The sequence below is a fragment of the Streptomyces sp. NBC_00663 genome (genome assembly GCF_036226885.1).
In the GTDB taxonomy this organism is placed as follows: Bacteria; Actinomycetota; Actinomycetes; order Streptomycetales; family Streptomycetaceae; genus Streptomyces.
Window position 1 is genome coordinate 9,391,321 of the sequence record NZ_CP109027.1, and the last position, 15,991, is coordinate 9,407,311.

The 15,991-nt window shown below is 70.5% G+C and carries 13 protein-coding genes; 6 read left to right on the forward strand and 7 right to left on the reverse strand.

The window, feature by feature from the left end; all coding sequences use genetic code 11:
- The first annotated feature begins 17 nt into the window (after nt 1-17).
- On the forward strand, nt 18-809 hold the full coding sequence (locus OG866_RS42615) for a class I SAM-dependent methyltransferase (RefSeq protein WP_329343218.1): 792 nt from the start codon (nt 18-20) through the stop codon (nt 807-809).
- 66 nt (nt 810-875) lie between these two features.
- On the opposite strand, the gene OG866_RS42620 is transcribed toward OG866_RS42615, so the two are convergent.
- Entirely contained in the window at nt 876-1,622 is a 747-nt protein-coding gene (locus OG866_RS42620; RefSeq protein ID WP_329343219.1) for a phosphotransferase family protein, read from the reverse strand.
- Here OG866_RS42620 and OG866_RS42625 point away from each other — a divergent pair.
- Complete coding sequence (locus tag OG866_RS42625) at nt 1,593-6,497, forward strand: DUF4062 domain-containing protein (RefSeq protein ID WP_329343220.1); 4,905 nt, start codon at nt 1,593-1,595, stop codon at nt 6,495-6,497. The genes OG866_RS42620 and OG866_RS42625 overlap by 30 nt on opposite strands.
- A 29-nt stretch (nt 6,498-6,526) precedes the next feature.
- Here OG866_RS42625 and OG866_RS42630 read toward each other — a convergent pair whose 3' ends face one another.
- Entirely contained in the window at nt 6,527-8,173 is a 1,647-nt protein-coding gene (locus OG866_RS42630) for an ADP-ribosylglycohydrolase family protein (RefSeq protein WP_329344557.1), read from the reverse strand.
- Nucleotides 8,174-8,253: 80 nt separating this feature from the next.
- Between OG866_RS42630 and OG866_RS42635 the strand changes: the two genes are divergently transcribed.
- Nucleotides 8,254-8,988, forward strand: coding sequence for an SDR family oxidoreductase (locus OG866_RS42635; protein WP_329343222.1), 735 nt, complete (start codon nt 8,254-8,256; stop codon nt 8,986-8,988).
- Between the two features lie 7 nt (nt 8,989-8,995).
- Here the strand turns inward: OG866_RS42635 and OG866_RS42640 are convergent, their stop codons facing one another.
- Entirely contained in the window at nt 8,996-10,117 is a 1,122-nt protein-coding gene (locus OG866_RS42640; RefSeq protein ID WP_329343224.1) for a bifunctional class I SAM-dependent methyltransferase/NUDIX hydrolase, read from the reverse strand.
- A gap of 94 nt (nt 10,118-10,211) precedes the next feature.
- Nucleotides 10,212-11,063, reverse strand: a complete 852-nt coding sequence (locus OG866_RS42645; RefSeq protein WP_329343227.1) for a LysR family transcriptional regulator — start codon at nt 11,061-11,063, stop codon at nt 10,212-10,214.
- 81 nt (nt 11,064-11,144) lie between these two features.
- Here OG866_RS42645 and OG866_RS42650 point away from each other — a divergent pair, with 81 nt between their 5' ends.
- From OG866_RS42650 to OG866_RS42660, 3 genes are all read left to right on the forward strand, one after another.
- Entirely contained in the window at nt 11,145-11,639 is a 495-nt protein-coding gene (locus tag OG866_RS42650) for a cupin domain-containing protein (protein ID WP_329343229.1), read from the forward strand.
- A 42-nt stretch (nt 11,640-11,681) separates the two neighbouring features.
- Entirely contained in the window at nt 11,682-12,041 is a 360-nt protein-coding gene (locus tag OG866_RS42655) for a DoxX family protein (RefSeq protein ID WP_329343231.1), read from the forward strand.
- A gap of 195 nt (nt 12,042-12,236) precedes the next feature.
- Nucleotides 12,237-13,226 carry an aldo/keto reductase gene (locus OG866_RS42660; protein WP_329343233.1) on the forward strand — a complete coding sequence of 330 codons (990 nt, stop codon included), beginning with the start codon at nt 12,237-12,239 and terminating at the stop codon, nt 13,224-13,226.
- A gap of 157 nt (nt 13,227-13,383) precedes the next feature.
- Here OG866_RS42660 and OG866_RS42665 read toward each other — a convergent pair whose 3' ends face one another.
- From OG866_RS42665 to OG866_RS42675, 3 genes are all read right to left on the reverse strand, one after another.
- Entirely contained in the window at nt 13,384-14,652 is a 1,269-nt protein-coding gene (locus OG866_RS42665) for a diaminobutyrate--2-oxoglutarate transaminase (protein WP_329343235.1), read from the reverse strand.
- 77 nt (nt 14,653-14,729) lie between these two features.
- Nucleotides 14,730-15,731: a TauD/TfdA family dioxygenase gene (locus OG866_RS42670; RefSeq protein WP_329343237.1), complete on the reverse strand. Its 1,002-nt coding sequence runs from the start codon at nt 15,729-15,731 to the stop codon at nt 14,730-14,732.
- Nucleotides 15,732-15,781: 50 nt separating this feature from the next.
- Entirely contained in the window at nt 15,782-15,991 is a 210-nt protein-coding gene (locus tag OG866_RS42675) for an MbtH family protein (RefSeq protein ID WP_329343239.1), read from the reverse strand.

Sequence of the window (15,991 nt, forward strand, 5' to 3'; positions counted from 1 at the left end):
AGCAAGGAGAGTTGAACGTGCAGGACATGGGTGTCGACCCGGTTGCCCACAATCGGGCGGCCTGGGACAAGTACGTCCAAGAGGGCAACGAGTGGTCGAGGCCGGTGAGTACTGAGGATGTCGAGCGCGCCCGCACGGGCGACTGGTCGATCGTTCTCATCGGGCATGAGCCGGTCGACCGCTCCTGGCTGCCGACGGACCTGACCGGCAAGGACGTGTTGTGCCTGGCCTCCGGCGGTGGCCAGCAGGGTCCGATCCTCGCCGCCGCGGGGGCGCGGGTCACCGTGTTCGACAACTCACCCCGCCAACTCGGCCAGGACCGGATGGTGGCGGCACGCGACGGCCTCGAACTGCACACCGTCCTGGGCGACATGCGCGACCTCAGTGCCTTCGGCGATGCGGCGTTCGACGTCGTGTTCCACCCGGTCTCGAACCTGTTCGCACCGGACCTGGCGCCGGTGTGGCGCGAGTGCTTCCGCGTCCTGCGGCCGGGCGGAACCCTGCTCGCGGGCTTCCTCAACCCTGATACGTACCTGTTCGACCACGAGGCGCTCGACGAGCGCGGCGAGCTGATCGTCGTGCACAAACTGCCCTACAGCGATGTCACGCGGTACTCCGCCGAGGAACGCGCCACAAAGTTCGGCGCGGATGCCGCTCTTGAGTACAGCCACACCCTCACCGACCAGATCGGCGGGCAACTCGCCGCGGGGTTCGTCCTCACCGGCTTCGCGGAAGCACCACACCACTCCAACGCATCCGCGCAATTCATGTCGAGCTATTTCGCGACGCTGGCGGTCAAGCCGGGCTGACGGACCTGTGCAGCGACCGGGCTTGTGGGCTCCGGACGCATATATGGCGGTCTGCGCCTCGCGGCCTCACATCCGGGATCTCAGTACGTCGACCTCACAGCCCGGCGCGAAGGGGTCGAAGCCCTGCTCGATCAGCGGGCGAACTGCCAGCAGGCTGCGCAACGACGACCACGCGTGGATCACGTCGAGGTCGATGTCGGTGCCGTAGCCGGCGATGACGTCGGCGAGGTGCTCCTCGTGTCCGAGCACGAAGGTGGCGAGGTCGTACAGGGCATCGCCCTGGCCCGCCTCGGACCAGTCGATGATGCCGGTGACCTCGTCGCCGTCGACGAAGACGTGCGCGATCTGTAGATCGCCGTGGGTGAAGGCCGGGGTCCATGGCCGCAGCGCGGCCTCGGCGACCCGGCGGTTGCGGGTGACCAGGTCGGTGGGCAGGACGCCGTGCGTCACGAGCGCCTCGCACTCGTCGTCGAGTTCCTTTGTCAACGCGTCGATGCTTCGGCCGGCCCGGCCCGGCCGGGGCGGCAGGGGCGCGTCGTGCAGCTTGCGGATCGCGGCGCCCGCCGCGGCCCACGCCGCCGGTGACCCGGTCGACGGCCCGCCGAGGCGTGCGAGTGTGGTCCCCGGGAGTGCGGCGGTGGCGAGCACGGGCGGCTTGCGCCACAGGATCTTCGGGGTCGGGACCGGTGCGAGGGACATCGCCTCGACCTCGATGTCGATGCGCGCCTGATCGGCGTCCACCTTCAGGAACACATCGCCGACGCGCAGAGTCGCGCGCTCGGAATGGGCGACGACGACTTTGACCTCATCCATGGGCGACCAGTATCCCGGCCCGGATCGCCGACGTCGCCAGGTTTTTGGAGCGCGAGGCCGCTGGGTGGCGGGACACGGTCAGCCGCGTCATCGCACAAGCTCGTTCGTGCCGTGATACCAGGTCACCCAGCTCTCGGTCTGCGGTACCTTGGGCCGGTGGGTGTTGCGCCGCGCAAGGTTTTCGTCAGCCACACATCCGAATTCAGCGCGTACCCGGCCGCGCGGACATTTATCGACGCCGCTCGTGACGCGGTTCTCAAGTCGGGCGATATCCCGGTCGAGATGTCACAGTTCGCCGCACGCGACGAGGCGCCGGCGTCCTATTGCGAACGTCAAGTCGCCGAGTCGGACATCTACGTCGGCATCATCGGCTTCCGGTACGGCTCGCCCGTGGTCGACCGCCCGAATGTCTCGTACACCGAATTAGAGTATTCAACCGCTCGGGCCCACAACATTCCCACGCTGATCTTCATGCTCAGCGAACACGCTCTCGTCCCTGTGGGCACGTTCGCCGATCTCGTCCATCCCGCCCGACAGGCGGTGTTCCGGCAGGCGTTGCTCACGTCCGAGATCGTCTGTGCCACGTTCGAGTCACCCTCGGACCTCAGCGGTCAGATCTACCAGGCGCTCACCGAGCTCCGCGCCGCCACCGTCGTCCCGCCTCCCGAACAGCCGCGCGGTCGCATCTGGATGGTTCCGCCGGTCACGGTGGCTCCGGTCCCGCGCGACCTCCAGGCCCGGGAACTGCTCACGCTCCTCGGCCAGAGGGAACCAGGCCGGGTGGCCATCACCACGGCACTGCGCGGCGCGGGCGGCTTCGGCAAGACCACGCTCGCCGTCGCCACCTGCCTCGCGCCCGAGACCGGCACCCGATTCCCGGACGGCGTCCTGTGGGTGACCGTGGGGGAGGAGACCACGACCGGACGCCTGGCGGAGAAACTGAACGACCTCTCGGAGATGGTTTCGGGAACGCGCCCCACCCTTTCGGATCCCGATGTCGCAGGAATTCGCCTCGGCGAACTCATCGGCTCCCGCCGGTTCCTCATCGTCATCGACGACGTATGGACTCGATCCCAACTCCGACCTTTCCTGAGCGGAGCCGAGAACTGCGCCCGGCTGATCACCACACGCGTCAGCAGCATTCTTCCCGCGGATTCCGTGTCGGTGGTCGTCGGAGCGATGACGGACGACGAGGCGCTCACCCTGTTGTCGCGCGGACTGCCCGAACTGCCCATGCACATCGCCCACCGGCTGTTCGCCCGCACCGGCCGCTGGCCCGTGCTCCTCTCCCTCGTCAACAAGGCGCTGCGGCGCTATGTCGCGGCCGGTGAGTCAGCCGCCGTAGCCGGTGAACGCATTGACGAACGGCTGCGCGCCAAAGGCCCGACCGCGCTGGACGTCCGGCGCTCGGAGGACCGCGCGGACGCCGTGGCGGCCACGGTCGAGGCGAGCCTCGACAGTCTCTCCGGCGACGACCTGGCCAGATTCCTGGAGCTCGCAGTGTTTCCCGAGGACCAGGACATCCCGGCATCCACGGTGCAGACCTTCTGGTCGGCGACCGGGGACCTCTCGCCCCTTGAGGCCGACCTGCTCTGCGAGGACCTGGTCGATCTCTCCCTGGCGCTGCCGTCCGCCACCGGCCGGGGCGTCCGGCTGCACGACGTCATCCGGGACTATCTCCGCACGAGGGTGGGCGCGGCAGGCCTGACGGAACTCAACGGGCAGCTCCTGGCGGCGGTCATCGCGAAGGCGATGGAAGGCGTCGACGGCACGGACGGCTTCCACGACGCCTGGGGCGCCGGCGAGCGTCCGCGTCCCTGGTGGCGGCTGCCCGCGGACGACACCTACATGTGGCGCAATCTCGGCTACCACCTGCCCGAAGCCGGCGCGACCCATGAGTTCGAGGAACTCTGCCGTCACCTGGGGTACTTGACCGAGAAGCTCAAGGTGCTCGGACCGGTCGCCGTCGAGGAGGATCTGGCGCGGGCGACGTCCCCCGAAGCGCGAGCACTGCATCGCGCCATCGGCCGCAGCGCGCACCTGCTGACCGGCACCCGACCCGAACACGCCCTCACCTCTGTCTTCCTCAGCCGCCTGGAAAGAACCTCGGACCTCGAACCAGGCATCTCCGCCTTCGAGTCGGGCCTGACCGTGCCCCGGCTGCGTCCGGCGTGGCCGCCCGCCGACCTCCCGCACGCGGCCCTGCGACGCACGCTGACCGGCCACACGTCAGGGATCTGGGCCTGCGCCGCGAGCCAGGACGGACAGCTCCTGGCCAGCACCGGCGGAGACGGCGTCGTGCGGATCTGGGACGTGCGCACCGGCCACGTCCAGCATGTCTTCGCCGACGGGGCCGGCAGGGGCATGAACTGGGCTTGTCCCGTCGACCCGTTGGGCCGGTGGGTGGCCAGCGCCGGCGACGACGCCACCATCACCGTCCGGTCGCTGCGCGGGGAAGGAGACGTCACCAGGACGATGACGGGCCACACCGGGGCCGTGCGCGCCGCCGCGGTCAGCCCGCGCGGCGACTGGCTGGCCAGCGCAGGGGCCGACCGTCTCATCCGCCTGTGGGACGTCAAGTCGGGCACCGTACGCCTGACGCTGACCGGCCACACCGGGTGGATCAGGGCCTGTGCCGCGGGACCGGACGGATCGTGGCTCGCGACCGGCGGCGACGACGGCACCGTCCGGCTGTGGCACGCCGGAGACGGTGTGCTGCTCAGAACGCTCCGCGGCCACACCGGCCCGGTGCGTGCCCTCGCCGTCGATCCGCGCGGACGATGGCTGGCGAGCGGCGGCGCTGACGGCAGCGCCCGCGTGTGGGACGTCGAGACCGGGGAGATGCGCCTGCTCCTCAACGGGCACACCGGGTGGATCCGCACCTGCGCCGCGGCCGCCGACGGAACCTGGCTCGCGACGGCCGGCGACGACCGGACCGTGCGCGTATGGGGAGTTGAGGGTGAAGACACCGGGCTGCGGGCGGAGCTGCTCGGGCACCGGGGCGCGATCTGGGCGAGCGCGGCGGGCAGCGACGGCGAGGAAGCCTGGCTCGCTACCGCGGACGTCGACGGCACCATCCTGCTCTGGGATCCCGCGAGGTTCGACCAACCGCCGCCCGAGACGGGCGGGCCGAGCGGCGCCGTGAAGGCATGCGCCGTCGAACCCGGCGGCCGGTGGATGGTCGGAGCGGGCGAGGACCGGCGCACGCGGCTCTGGGACCTGGCCACCGGGGCCTTTCTCGGTGCGCTCCCCGCCGAGCGCGCAACGGTACGCGCCTGCGCCGTGAGCCCCGATGCCCGACTCGTCGCGACCGCGGACGACAACCACCTCGTACAGATCTGGGACGCCACCCACCGCACGGCCCTCGCCGCACTGGCCGGACACGCCGCGCCGGTGCGCACCTGCGCCTTCAGCCCCGACTCCGCACGCCTGGCCAGCGGCAGCGACGACCACACCGTCAAGATCTGGGACGTGCCGACCGGCGAACTGCTGATGACGCTCACCGGTCACACCGGAGCCGTCCGGGCCTGTGTCTACGGCCCCGACGGGCAGTGGATCGCGTCCGCGGGCGGCGATCGCACGGTACGGCTGTGGAACACGACCGACGGATCCGAGCGCGCCGTCCTGCGGGGACACAGCGGGTACGTCCGCGCACTGTGCCCCGGCCCGGGCGACCACACGCTGGTCAGCGTCGGCGACGACCGGCTGGTGCGGATCTGGGACCTTCGGACGGGCACGCAGTCCGCCGCACTCGAAGGACACACGGGCGCGATCTGGGCCTGCGCCCTCGACCGCGACAGCGGCCTGGTCTCCACGGCGGGCGATGACCCGGAGGTGCGACTGTGGGATCCCTCCGCGGGACTGTCGACCGTGCTGGGCCACCACCCGTCAGGGGTACGGACGATGGCGACCGGTTCCGCCGGCCTGCTGGTGACCTCAGGCGGCGACGAGAGCGTGCGCGTGTGGGACATCGGGCGGCGACGGCTGCGCGCCGTCATCGAGACGGACGTGTCCCACTGGCGTGACTGCGCCGTCTCCGCCGACGGCCGGCGCATCGCCGCGGCGAGCTCCAGTGGGGCGATTCGTGTGCAGTCCGCGGCCGGCGACACCGTACGCCTCATCGACGCCCATGACGGAGCGACCACTTCCGTCGCCGTCGACGCCTCCGGAACCTGGCTGTTGAGCAGCGGAGACGACGGCCGCCTCCGACGCTGGGACGCGCACAGCGGCGCGCTCCTCGCCGACCTCCTCGGCGAGGCACGGCGCAGCGTTCTCGCGACAGCCCTTTCCCCTGACGGCTCATGGATCGCCGCCGCCTCCAGCGACGGGCGGGTCACCGTCCTCGACCTGGAAGGCCGTCTCCTCCACGACGCTCACTGCCACGAGGGATGGGCCCGGACCTGCGCGTTCTCGCCCGACGGCCGGTTGGTCGTCAGCACCGGCGACGACGGGATGCTGTGCTTCACCGAACTCCACGGCGAAGCGAGGCGGGAACCGAGGAGATACCCCTGCGAGCACACCGGCTGGGTCACCGCCTGTGACGTGGCACAGGCGGGCGGCCTCATCGCCACCGGCGGGCAGGACAGGGTCATCCGCCTGTGGCGCAGTGAGCCGCCCACCGTCGTGGCCGACCTGACGGGACACGCGGGAACGGTACGGTCAGTGGCCTTCGACCCCACCGGCAGCCTGCTCGCCAGCGTCGACGAGGCCGGGGAACTACGCGTGTGGGACGTACACGAGGGCGTCTGCCTGACCATGATCCGCGTAGCGCACCCGCTCCGCGCCTGTGCCTGGTTCACCAACGAGACGCGCATCTGTGCCGCGGGCCACGGCGGCGTCTTCACCTTCGACCTCCTGCACGGGGAGACGCGGTGAAGTGATCGACCGGGCTCGGCACCCACCCCTCAAGCACCAGCGTTGATCGTTTCCGTACGCACGGCATCCACCATCCGCGCCTCCACGGCCAGATTGCGGGCGGTCCTCGCCTCGATCCGGGAAACCCACTTCGCCGGGACCTCGGCCGGTCGTACGGCCCCCGCGAGCGCCAGATAGATCGCGGCCGTCGAATCGAGATCCCAACTCCCGCGCCGGCGCAGCAGCAGACCGGTCGTGGTCGCCATCGGATGGTCCGCCACCGCGAGAGCGATGGCCGCGATCACCGACGACCTGGCCTCCACAGCCATCCCGAACTCGTCCTCGATCTGGTCCACCACGTCGGCGGGCCGCCGGTCACCAGGTACGAGAGCCGCCGCATGCAAGGCCTCCAGTACGGCGTCACCGCCCCGCGCGAGGCGCCTGAGGTGCTCCGCCACGCGAAACGGCAACTCCAGCGCGACATCCGGGGCTTCACCGCGAAGCAATCCCGACAGGAGCAAGGTGAACACCAACGCGGCCATCATCGAATCCGGCGAGAAATGCGTCACCGAAACCAACTTGTGGACCTCGGACGCCAGATCACCGCAGGATTCCGGCCCGTACAGATACGCCAGCGGTACGCACCGCGAGATGCAGCCGTTGGTCACCCCGTCATCGGCGACGCTGAAGAGGTCCCGCCGTGCTCTGAGTTTGTAGACCTGCCGCCCGCCCAGCGGGTTGATCCGGCGCAGCATCGCCTCGAACGCGTCCCGAGACATGCGCCGGTGCGCGCGAAGGACGTCGAGTGAGGCGAACAGCAGCGCCGTCTCGTCGGTGACCCGCCCGGTGAAACCCGCCGGCGGCTCCCGTCCCGAGGTCAGGTCGGCCAGAAGTTCCTCGGTTTCCCGATCCAGTCGCGACGCCGGCCGCTTGTCGACGAGCTTCCCCACACTGTCACCGAGGGCCAGACCCGCCAGACTTCCCCACAGCCTCTCGCGCTGCGGCGCGGTCGTCCCGCCCAGGCCCGTATCGCTGTCGTACAGCGAATCGAGAGCTGCCGGCAGACTCATGAACCGCGGCTGCACCAGCGTCACGCCGGGCCCCGGCTCGACCAGGTACGACGAGAACTTGTTCGCGACCGCCAGGCACCGCGCCCCGCGCTCATGGAACAGCTCGATGAGCCAAGGGGATCCGCTGACCAAGGTGACCGGACTCGGCCGGCGGCGGATGTCCGCGCCCCGTCGTCCCGGCGCCATCGCGAGGACCTCGTCGAAGTCGCCCGGCACGACCAACTCACCCCAGCCCAACCGGTGCAGGCTCTCCTCGACCAGGGCGGGACAGGTGACGCTGAAGGCGACGCAGCGCATCCCGATCCGCGCGGCCTGGCGCAGCCACTCCCGTACGCCGTCCTGCGCGGTGCCCTGGCGGATCAGCGGTTCGTACGCCGTCGCCGCGACGGCGTCCAGCTCTTCCCTGCCCTGCAAGCCGCTGTCGCGGCACCCGCCCCGGGAACTCAGGAGGTCCCTTGCCACCACACCCACCGACGACCCCGAGGACACCGACCGCGCCAGGACCCCAGCCCAGTCGTCACTGGTCAGCAGCTTGCCCCGGGCCGTGAACACCGACCGCCAGATCCGGTACCCCGCAGACACGGCGTCAACGACCGCCGTCTCCAGCTCCAACGCCAGCACGTCCATGGAGATCACCCCCCGGACATTGGAACATGGGGCAACGGCACGACGACCGCGCACGACGACGGGACGGGAGCACCTTGCGTATGCGCACGTTGAACGGAAGACGCGTTCTGGTCACGGGGGCATCGGCCGGCATCGGACTGGCCATCGCGGAGGCCCTCTCGACCGCCGGAGCCGTGCCGCTCCTGCTCGCTCGTCCCGGCGCGCGGCTGGCCGACGCCGTAGCCCGCACGGGCGGGCTACCCGTGCCGGCGGATCTGCGTTCCGCGTCCGCGACCGCCGAGGCGATCAGCGAGATCGGCGCCCAGGTGGGCGCGTTCGACGCCCTGGTCAACAATGCCGGCATCATTCGTCTGGACACCGTCGCGGACGGTGAACGCGAACAATGGCAGGAACTTCTCGACGTCAACGTACTCGGGCTGCTCGACGTCACCAGAGCCGCGCTGCCCTTCCTCACCCGCGGTGAGGCCAGCCAGATCATCAACATCAGCTCACTGGCGGGCCAACGGGTCCGGCACGCGGCACAGTCGGTCTACGCGGCCTCCAAGGCAGCCGTCGACAGAATCAGTTCCGGACTGCGCCTCGAACTGGCAGCGGCCGGCGTGCGCGTCACCACCGTCTCGCCCGGATTCACGTTGACCAACGAAGGCGCCGGCATAACGCAACCGGAACTCAGGAAGCGCATCGCCGAAGGGCAGCGGCAGAAGGGTCTGCGAGCGGCGGACGTCGCGGACCAGGTGGTGCAGGTGCTGGTGGCACCGGCCCACGTTCATGTCCTCGAAGTGTCTCTCCAGTCGATCAACCAGGAGTACTCCTGACGCCGGATCACCGGTCGGACGTCGTCTGCCGCAACTCGTCGGCCCTGGCGGTCTGTTCGGCGGGCGCGGGGGTTGCGGCAGACGTGATCGGATAGCGATGGACGGGCGGCAGGCCGGGCAGCAGACCGGGCCAGGCAGTGTCGATGACGTGCGCGCTCGGTGTGAACAGCGGCTGGGCCAGGTGGGGCAGGTCGGCGGGCTCCATCCACTCCCACCGCCGGATCAAGTCCGGTTCACGCACGGCCGGTTCACCACTGAAGGCGCGGACGCGGACGGCGGCCGTCAGCCGGGGCATGCCATGGACGGAGTCCATCAGCAAGGCCAGCAGCTGCGCATCCTCCGGTTCAGCGACCAGCCCGGTCTCCTCCTCCAACTCCCGCACAGCCGCGGCTACGAAGTCCTCATCGGCGTCGTTCTTGCCCCCGGGGAGTTCCCACACCTCGCGGCGGGCCGACCAGCCGAGCAGGATCCGCCCCCTGGAGTCGGTGACGACGACGCCGGCACCGGTCAGGGCATGCGGGGAGGGCCGCCCCTTGGCGGCGCACTGGACCGCAAGCGCGATCGGCTCTCGCAGAACGAGGAACGCCAGGCCGTCCGCGTCGTGGCATTCGGCGACCTTCCAGCCCGTGGACAGCAGGCTGATCTCCTCCTCGTCCAGGGCGATGGCGCGCTTGTCGTCCGGGACGGCGGAGGGGACGGGCGTGATGATGCACAGGGTGCCACCGGGGCGCAGGCGTTCGCGCAGCCGGTTCATCACGCGGGTGCGGTCATGGATGAACGCCCAGCTCAGACGGCAGGTGATCAGGTCGTATGCGGGGTGGGGCAGTTCGTCGGTGCCGTCGTGCTCGATGTCGTACAGCAGATAGGTGACGGGTGTGCCGGGGGCGGTGTCGGCTTGGGCGCGGGTGAGGGCGGTGCCGGAGTGGTCCACGGCATCGACGGTGTATCCGCTGTCGGCCAGATGACGGGCCAACTCCCCGAGCCCGCAGCCGACATCCAGGGCGAGGGCGGCGCCCTCCGGGGCGGGCGCGTGCTGGGCGAGCAGGCGTCGTTCCGCGTCACCGAGCCGGCGGAAGGCACCGCCGTCGGCGTAGTGACCGTTCCACTTGTCGGGCGTGATGTGGGCCACCGGGGGCTCCTTGCCGGATAGACGGAGATAGGCGGGTATGGACGTGAGTGGACTCGGGGAGGAACGTGTGGGCGCGCAGGCAGTGTGCCGGTGCTCAGTTGCGGTACGCGGCTGTCGCGATCTCGACGAAGGACCGGATCAACGGATTGGTGTCACCTTCGTTCCACACCGCCACCACTCGGCTCGGGACCATGCCGACCAGCGGTACCACGGCCAGCTCCGCGGGCAGGTCGTGCCCGAGCGGGGCCAGGCCGACCGTGCCGTTCCACAGCACGGCCTGGAGGCATTCCTGAACGGCGCGCACGATCGGCCCCTCGCGCGGCTTGCCGCCGTTCCAGTACGACTGCCAGGCGGGGTCGGTGCCTCGCGGGAACTGGAACCAGCGGCGGTCGTCCAGGTCGGCCGGCCGCAACCGGTCGTGGCGGGCCAGCGGATCGTCGGCGCGCAGGACCACGCCGACCGGATCGGCCCGCAGTGCCCGCACCGTCAGCGCGGTCTCGTCGAACGGCGCCCGGGTCAGAGCGACGTCGACCAGCCCGGCGCGCAGCCCGCACGTCGGATCGGTCAGGTCGGTGTCGCGGATGCGGACATCGATGCCGGGGTGCTTTCGCCGGTAGGCGGCGGCCAGCCTGGACGCACCCGGGTCGGTGCCGTCGCCCAGGATGCCGACGGTGATGGATGCGGCGCCGGCCGCCGCGCTGACGCGTACACGGACGCGGTCGGCCTGGTCGAGCAGGGCACGCGCCTCGTCGAGCAGCACCGTGCCCACCGGCGTGAGCGTGACGCCGGTGGGCGAGCGGGCGAAGAGCAGGGCCCCGACGTCGGCCTCCAACTGCTTGATCGCCCGGCTCAGCGGCGGCTGACTCATGTGCAGTCGGGTGGCGGCCCGGCCGAAGTGGAGTTCCTCGGCGACCGCCACGAAGTAGCGCAAGGTTCGTAGCTCCACGCTGCAACGATACCCACGGGGTATCGGCGCCGCGGGACGGGTCTTGGACACGGGCAGGCTGGCGGCGGTGCACTCGTGAGCATGACCGAACAAGCGAAGAGCAGTGAGCCGCAAGCCGGTCCCGCCCTGTCGGTGGTGGGTCCCGGCGACGGTGAGACGATCGTTCTGGGGACCACGCGCATGCGCGTTCTGGAGGACGGCAGCCATACCGGGCACCGCCTCGCGATCGCCGAGTCCGTGCTCGCCCCACACACCCAGGGACCGCCGCAGCACCGCCACGCCCAGCACGACGAGGGCTTCTACATCCTGTCCGGCACCGTGCGGTTCACAGTCGGAAACGACGACCACGACGCCATGGCAGGCACGCTCGTGATCGTTCCGCCAGGCACCCCGCACACCTTCGCCAACCTGACCGATCAGCCCGCCGTCATGCTCAGCACCTTCACGCCCGACTTGTACGTGCAGTACTTCCGAGACCTCCAGGCCGCGTTCGCCGATGGCCGGCCGCCGACACGACAGGCCGGGATCGACGCGATGAGCCGCTACGCGACCGAGCCCGCCGCCCACCGTGCCTGAACCCGGCGCGACGGAACAGCGCCTCCACGGAGAACGGAAACGATGAACATCGCCTACTGGATCGTCGCGGGACTGCTCGCCCTCTTCTACTGCTACGCAGGCACGCTGAAGGTGGTCCGTAGCCGCGATCAGCTCCGCCCGATGATGGCCTGGGTCGATCGCATACCCTTGCCCGCCCTCAGGGCGCTGGGGACAGTCGAGATACTCGGCGCGGTCGGCCTGGTCCTGCCACCGCTGACCGGCATCGCGCCCGCGCTGGCGCCGGCCGCGGCCATCGGCTTCGTCCTCCTTCAGGCCGGTGCGATCGCCGTGCACCTGACTGATGAAGACCGCCGGATCGTGCTCAACATCGGGCTCCTCGCCACCGCTGCCGTGACCGTCTGGCTGGCCATCAGGCGGTGATCGCAGCTGCTCTTGGCAGATCCGGAGCGGGGTGGGGTGCCTGCCCTCAACGCACCGTCGGCCGTGGTGAGTTGGCCGTTCCGGGCGCCGGAGAGGCGCCGGTTGCCGGTCGTGTGCCAAGGGTGTGTCAAAGACGCGTGGGAGTCGGGTTGCGCGCTTGCCTAGAGCGCACTCCACGCGACTAGCGTGCAGTCCATGAAGTACACGCAGCTCGGACGCACGGGGCTCAAGGTCAGCCGGCTCGTACTTGGCACCATGAACTTCGGCCCGCACACCGACGAGACCGACAGTCACGCGATGATGGACGCGGCGCTGGACGCGGGGATCAACTTCTTCGACACGGCGAACGTGTACGGCCGGGGCGAGAACAAGGGCCGTACCGAGGAGATCATCGGCGGCTGGTTCGCGAAGGGCGGCGAGCGGCGCGACAAGGTGGTCCTCGCCACCAAGGTGTACGGCAACATGGGTGCGGACGGCGCGGCGTGGCCCAACCACGACAAGCTGTCGGCGGTGAACATCCGGCGCGCCGTGGAGGCGTCGCTCAAGCGGCTCCAGACCGACCACATCGATGTCTACCAGTTCCACCACGTGGATCGGGACACCCCGTTCGAGGAGATCTGGCAGGCGATCGACGTCCTGGTCCAGCAGGGGAAGATCCTCTACGTCGGGTCCTCCAACTTCCCGGGCTACAAGATCGCGCAGGCCAACGAGACCGCCGCCCGCAGAGGCTCCTACGGCCTGGTCAGCGAGCAGTGCCTCTACAACCTCTACGAGCGTCGTGCCGAGATGGAGGTCATCCCGGCCGCGCAGGAGTACGGCCTCGGCATCATCCCGTGGTCGCCGCTGCACGGCGGTGCGCTGGGCGGCGTACTGAAGAAGGAGGTCGAGGGCGGTCGGCGCAGTGAGGGGCGAGCCGCGGGCGGCATGTCCGGCCCGGAAGTACACGCGAAGATCCAGGCGTACGAGGACCTGATCGACAAGCATGGTCTGGAGCCCGGCGAGGCCGCCCTGGCCTGGCTGCTCACCCGCCCGGGCGTGACGGGCCCGATCGTCGGCCCGCGTACGGCGGAGCAGCTCGCATCGGCCCTGCGTGCCGTGGAGTTGGAGCTGAGCGAGGAGTTGCTGGCCGGGCTGGACGAGATCTTCCCGGGACCGGGAGCGTCCCCGGAGGCCTTCGCCTGGTAGCGGTCGCAGCCGCATGGGGGCGCCCTCGTCCTCGGTAGCGCGACCAGGACGAACGGCCGCCTTCCCGGGGCCGGCAAGCCCCTGGTGATCCATCAACCTCCGTGTCCTGGGGACGGTCGCGGCTGCTCGGCGCGGCCGTCCCCAGGGTGACTGGCGACTACGTCGTAGCGAGGCCCTGGACGGTGTCGCCCAAGGTGTCCGCCACCGTCTTCCACTCGGTGAGGGGGATCGTCAGGGGCGGCAGGAGCTTGAGTACATGTCCCGCCCCTGACGTCTCGGCGACGATGCCGGCGCGGAACAACGCCTCCCGGATCCGCTCGGCCGTTCTCGTGGCTGGGAAGCTCAGGCCGCTCATCGCCCCCTTGCCCACGACTTCGGCGGCACCTGCCGGGAGGGCGTCGGTGATGCTGGTGAGGCTGGTGCGGATGGCGGCGGTCAGTTCGGCGACGTGGTCGGTGAAGTGCGGGTCGCTCCAGTGGTCCAGTGCCGCGGAGCCCGCCACGAACGCGAGGTTGTGGCCGCGGAACGTGCCGTTGTGCTCGCCGGGGGCCCAGCGGTCGATCTCGCGCCGGATCAACAGCGCCGCCATCGGTAGCCCCATCCCGCTGAGGGACTTCGACAGGCAGACCAGGTCGGGGCGGAGCTCGGCGGCGTCCTCGAAGCTGAAGAAGGTACCGGTGCGTCCGCAGCCCGCCTGGATGTCGTCCACGATGACCAACGTGCCGGTGGCGTCCGCGAGTTCACGGATCCGCGCCAGCCAGGCGCGCGGAGCGGTGTGCAGTCCGCCCTCGCCCTGCACCGTCTCCAGCAGGATCGCCGCGGGCGGGGGCGTCATCGCGCCCGGGCCCAGGGCCTGTTCCAGGGCGGCGAACGGATCGGGCTCGGACGCGTCGCCGTACGGGAGGTTCGTGACGTCGGTCAGTGGTACGCCCGCCGCGCCGCGCAGCAGCGGGGAGGTCGTGGCGGCAAGGGCGCCGAGGGAGGCGCCGTGGAAGCCCCCGGTGAAGGAGATCACCTCGGTGCGCCCGGTGACCTTGCGTGCCAGCTTCAGGGCGGCCTCGACGGCGAGTGTTCCGGCCGGGCCGGGGAACTGCACCACGAAGTCCCCCAGTCCACGCGGCTCCAGGACGAGACGGCCGAACCGCTCCAGGAAGTCGGCCTTGGCCGTGGTGTGCAGGTCCAGCGACTGCACGGGTCCGCCGGCCCTGAGGTAGGCCGTCACGCGTTCGACGATCGCGGGCGGGTTGTGGCCGTAGTTGAGCGAGCCGGCCCCGCACAGCAGGTCCACGTAGCGGCGCCCCGAGGTGTCCCAGAGGTGGTGGCCGGCGGCTCGCTCGAAGACCACCGGGAAGTCGCGGCAGTAGCTGCGTACGTTCGACTCGTGACGTCGGAACACGGCGAGGGGTGCCCGGTCGGTCTCGGTCATGTCAGCACGTACCTTTCCTGTCAACGGTTCTCCCAATGCCTCGCGGACCGCCGCCCTTTGACGGTTCACAGGGCGAGTCACTTGACCAGCACCGTTCCGTCACCGGGACGGTGGTCGCGGGAACGGCGCAGGTCGCTGAAGGCGAACGTCCGCTGGAGCCAGCGGTCGCGGCCGTCGTAGCGCGGGGTGAACGCCGAACGGCCGTGCAGGGTGATCCGGTTGTCGACGAGGGCGAGGTCGCCGGGGAGCAGCAGCACCCCGGTGTACGTGCGGTGCGCCACCTCGGCCAGTTCGGCGAGGGCGGCCCGGCCCTTGGGGGTCACCGCCTTGGTGGCCGCCTCGTCGAAGCACCAGTCGGGGTCGTCCGGGTCGCCGCTGAGCACGGCGTGCGCGGTGCCCTCTCCGGGCGGGCCGAAGGACGGCGGTGCCTCGGTGACGTACTCCGGCCTGCCGAGCGCCTCCCGGGTGCCGGGTGTCAGCAGCGGCAGGACGCGTCGGGCGCAGCTGGTGCGCAGTTCGGCCGTGCCCTCGTGGTCGGGTCGCAGGCACAGGAGCATGACGTGGTCGGGGCGGTGGGGGTGGAAGGCGTTCTCGGTGTGGAAGGTGAGCTCGACCGAGCCGACGTTGCCCTGGACCCTCTCCTGACCCGGCACCGGCACGACGTCCTGGACGAGGGCGCCGGACTTCTCCGCCGCGAATGCGGCCGGGTCGCCGAGCCCGGCCGCGAACAGCAGCAGCGTCGCCGCGGACAGGGACGGGACGTGCTGCACCGAACCCTTCACCATCGGAGTCGGCGGCAGGTGTGCGGCACCGATGGGGAGCCCGCGCAGGACGAGGGCGCCGTCGGGGCCCGAATACCTGCGGAACTCCCTGACGGTGCGCCGTATTTCGGCGGGCACGCCCTCCCAGGCGTGCCGGGCCAGGGCCACCCATGCCGGGTCGTCGACCCGGTCGCCCGCGTGGTCCAGCAGTTCCGCTGTCACCTGGCCGAGCCGGGCCCGGGTGCGGGCGCCGTACCGCACCGTCCCGTCGGCGCTCATCGGGGCGTATGGTGCCTGCGCCATGTCGACGCTGCTCACGTGCGTGCTCCCTTTCGTTGGCTGAGTCCGCCCAGTCCGTTGGGTCCGTGTCACTCGCCCATGGCCCGGACGAGGCTCTTGGGGCGCAGGTCGGTCCATTCGCGTTCGACGTACTCCAGGCAGGCGGTGCGACTGTCCGGACCGAAGACGGTGGTCCAGCCGGCGGGCACGGCGGTGAAGTCGGGCCACAGCGAGTGCTGGCCCTCGTCGTTGGCCAGGACCCGGTAGACGCCGTCGGGGTTCTCGAAGGGGTTGGTCAT

Coding starts and splice junctions, on each gene's coding strand:
- OG866_RS42625 (WP_329343220.1), top strand. CDS start 1,593: ATGGGCGACGACGACTTTGACCTCATCCATGGGCGACCAGTATCCCGG.
- OG866_RS42620 (WP_329343219.1), bottom strand. CDS start 1,622: ATGGATGAGGTCAAAGTCGTCGTCGCCCATTCCGAGCGCGCGACTCTG.
- OG866_RS42630 (WP_329344557.1), bottom strand. CDS start 8,173: ATGGACGTGCTGGCGTTGGAGCTGGAGACGGCGGTCGTTGACGCCGTG.
- OG866_RS42635 (WP_329343222.1), top strand. CDS start 8,254: ATGCGCACGTTGAACGGAAGACGCGTTCTGGTCACGGGGGCATCGGCC.
- OG866_RS42650 (WP_329343229.1), top strand. CDS start 11,145: ATGACCGAACAAGCGAAGAGCAGTGAGCCGCAAGCCGGTCCCGCCCTG.
- OG866_RS42655 (WP_329343231.1), top strand. CDS start 11,682: ATGAACATCGCCTACTGGATCGTCGCGGGACTGCTCGCCCTCTTCTAC.
- OG866_RS42660 (WP_329343233.1), top strand. CDS start 12,237: ATGAAGTACACGCAGCTCGGACGCACGGGGCTCAAGGTCAGCCGGCTC.
- OG866_RS42665 (WP_329343235.1), bottom strand. CDS start 14,652: ATGACCGAGACCGACCGGGCACCCCTCGCCGTGTTCCGACGTCACGAG.
- OG866_RS42675 (WP_329343239.1), bottom strand. CDS start 15,991: ATGACCAACCCCTTCGAGAACCCCGACGGCGTCTACCGGGTCCTGGCC.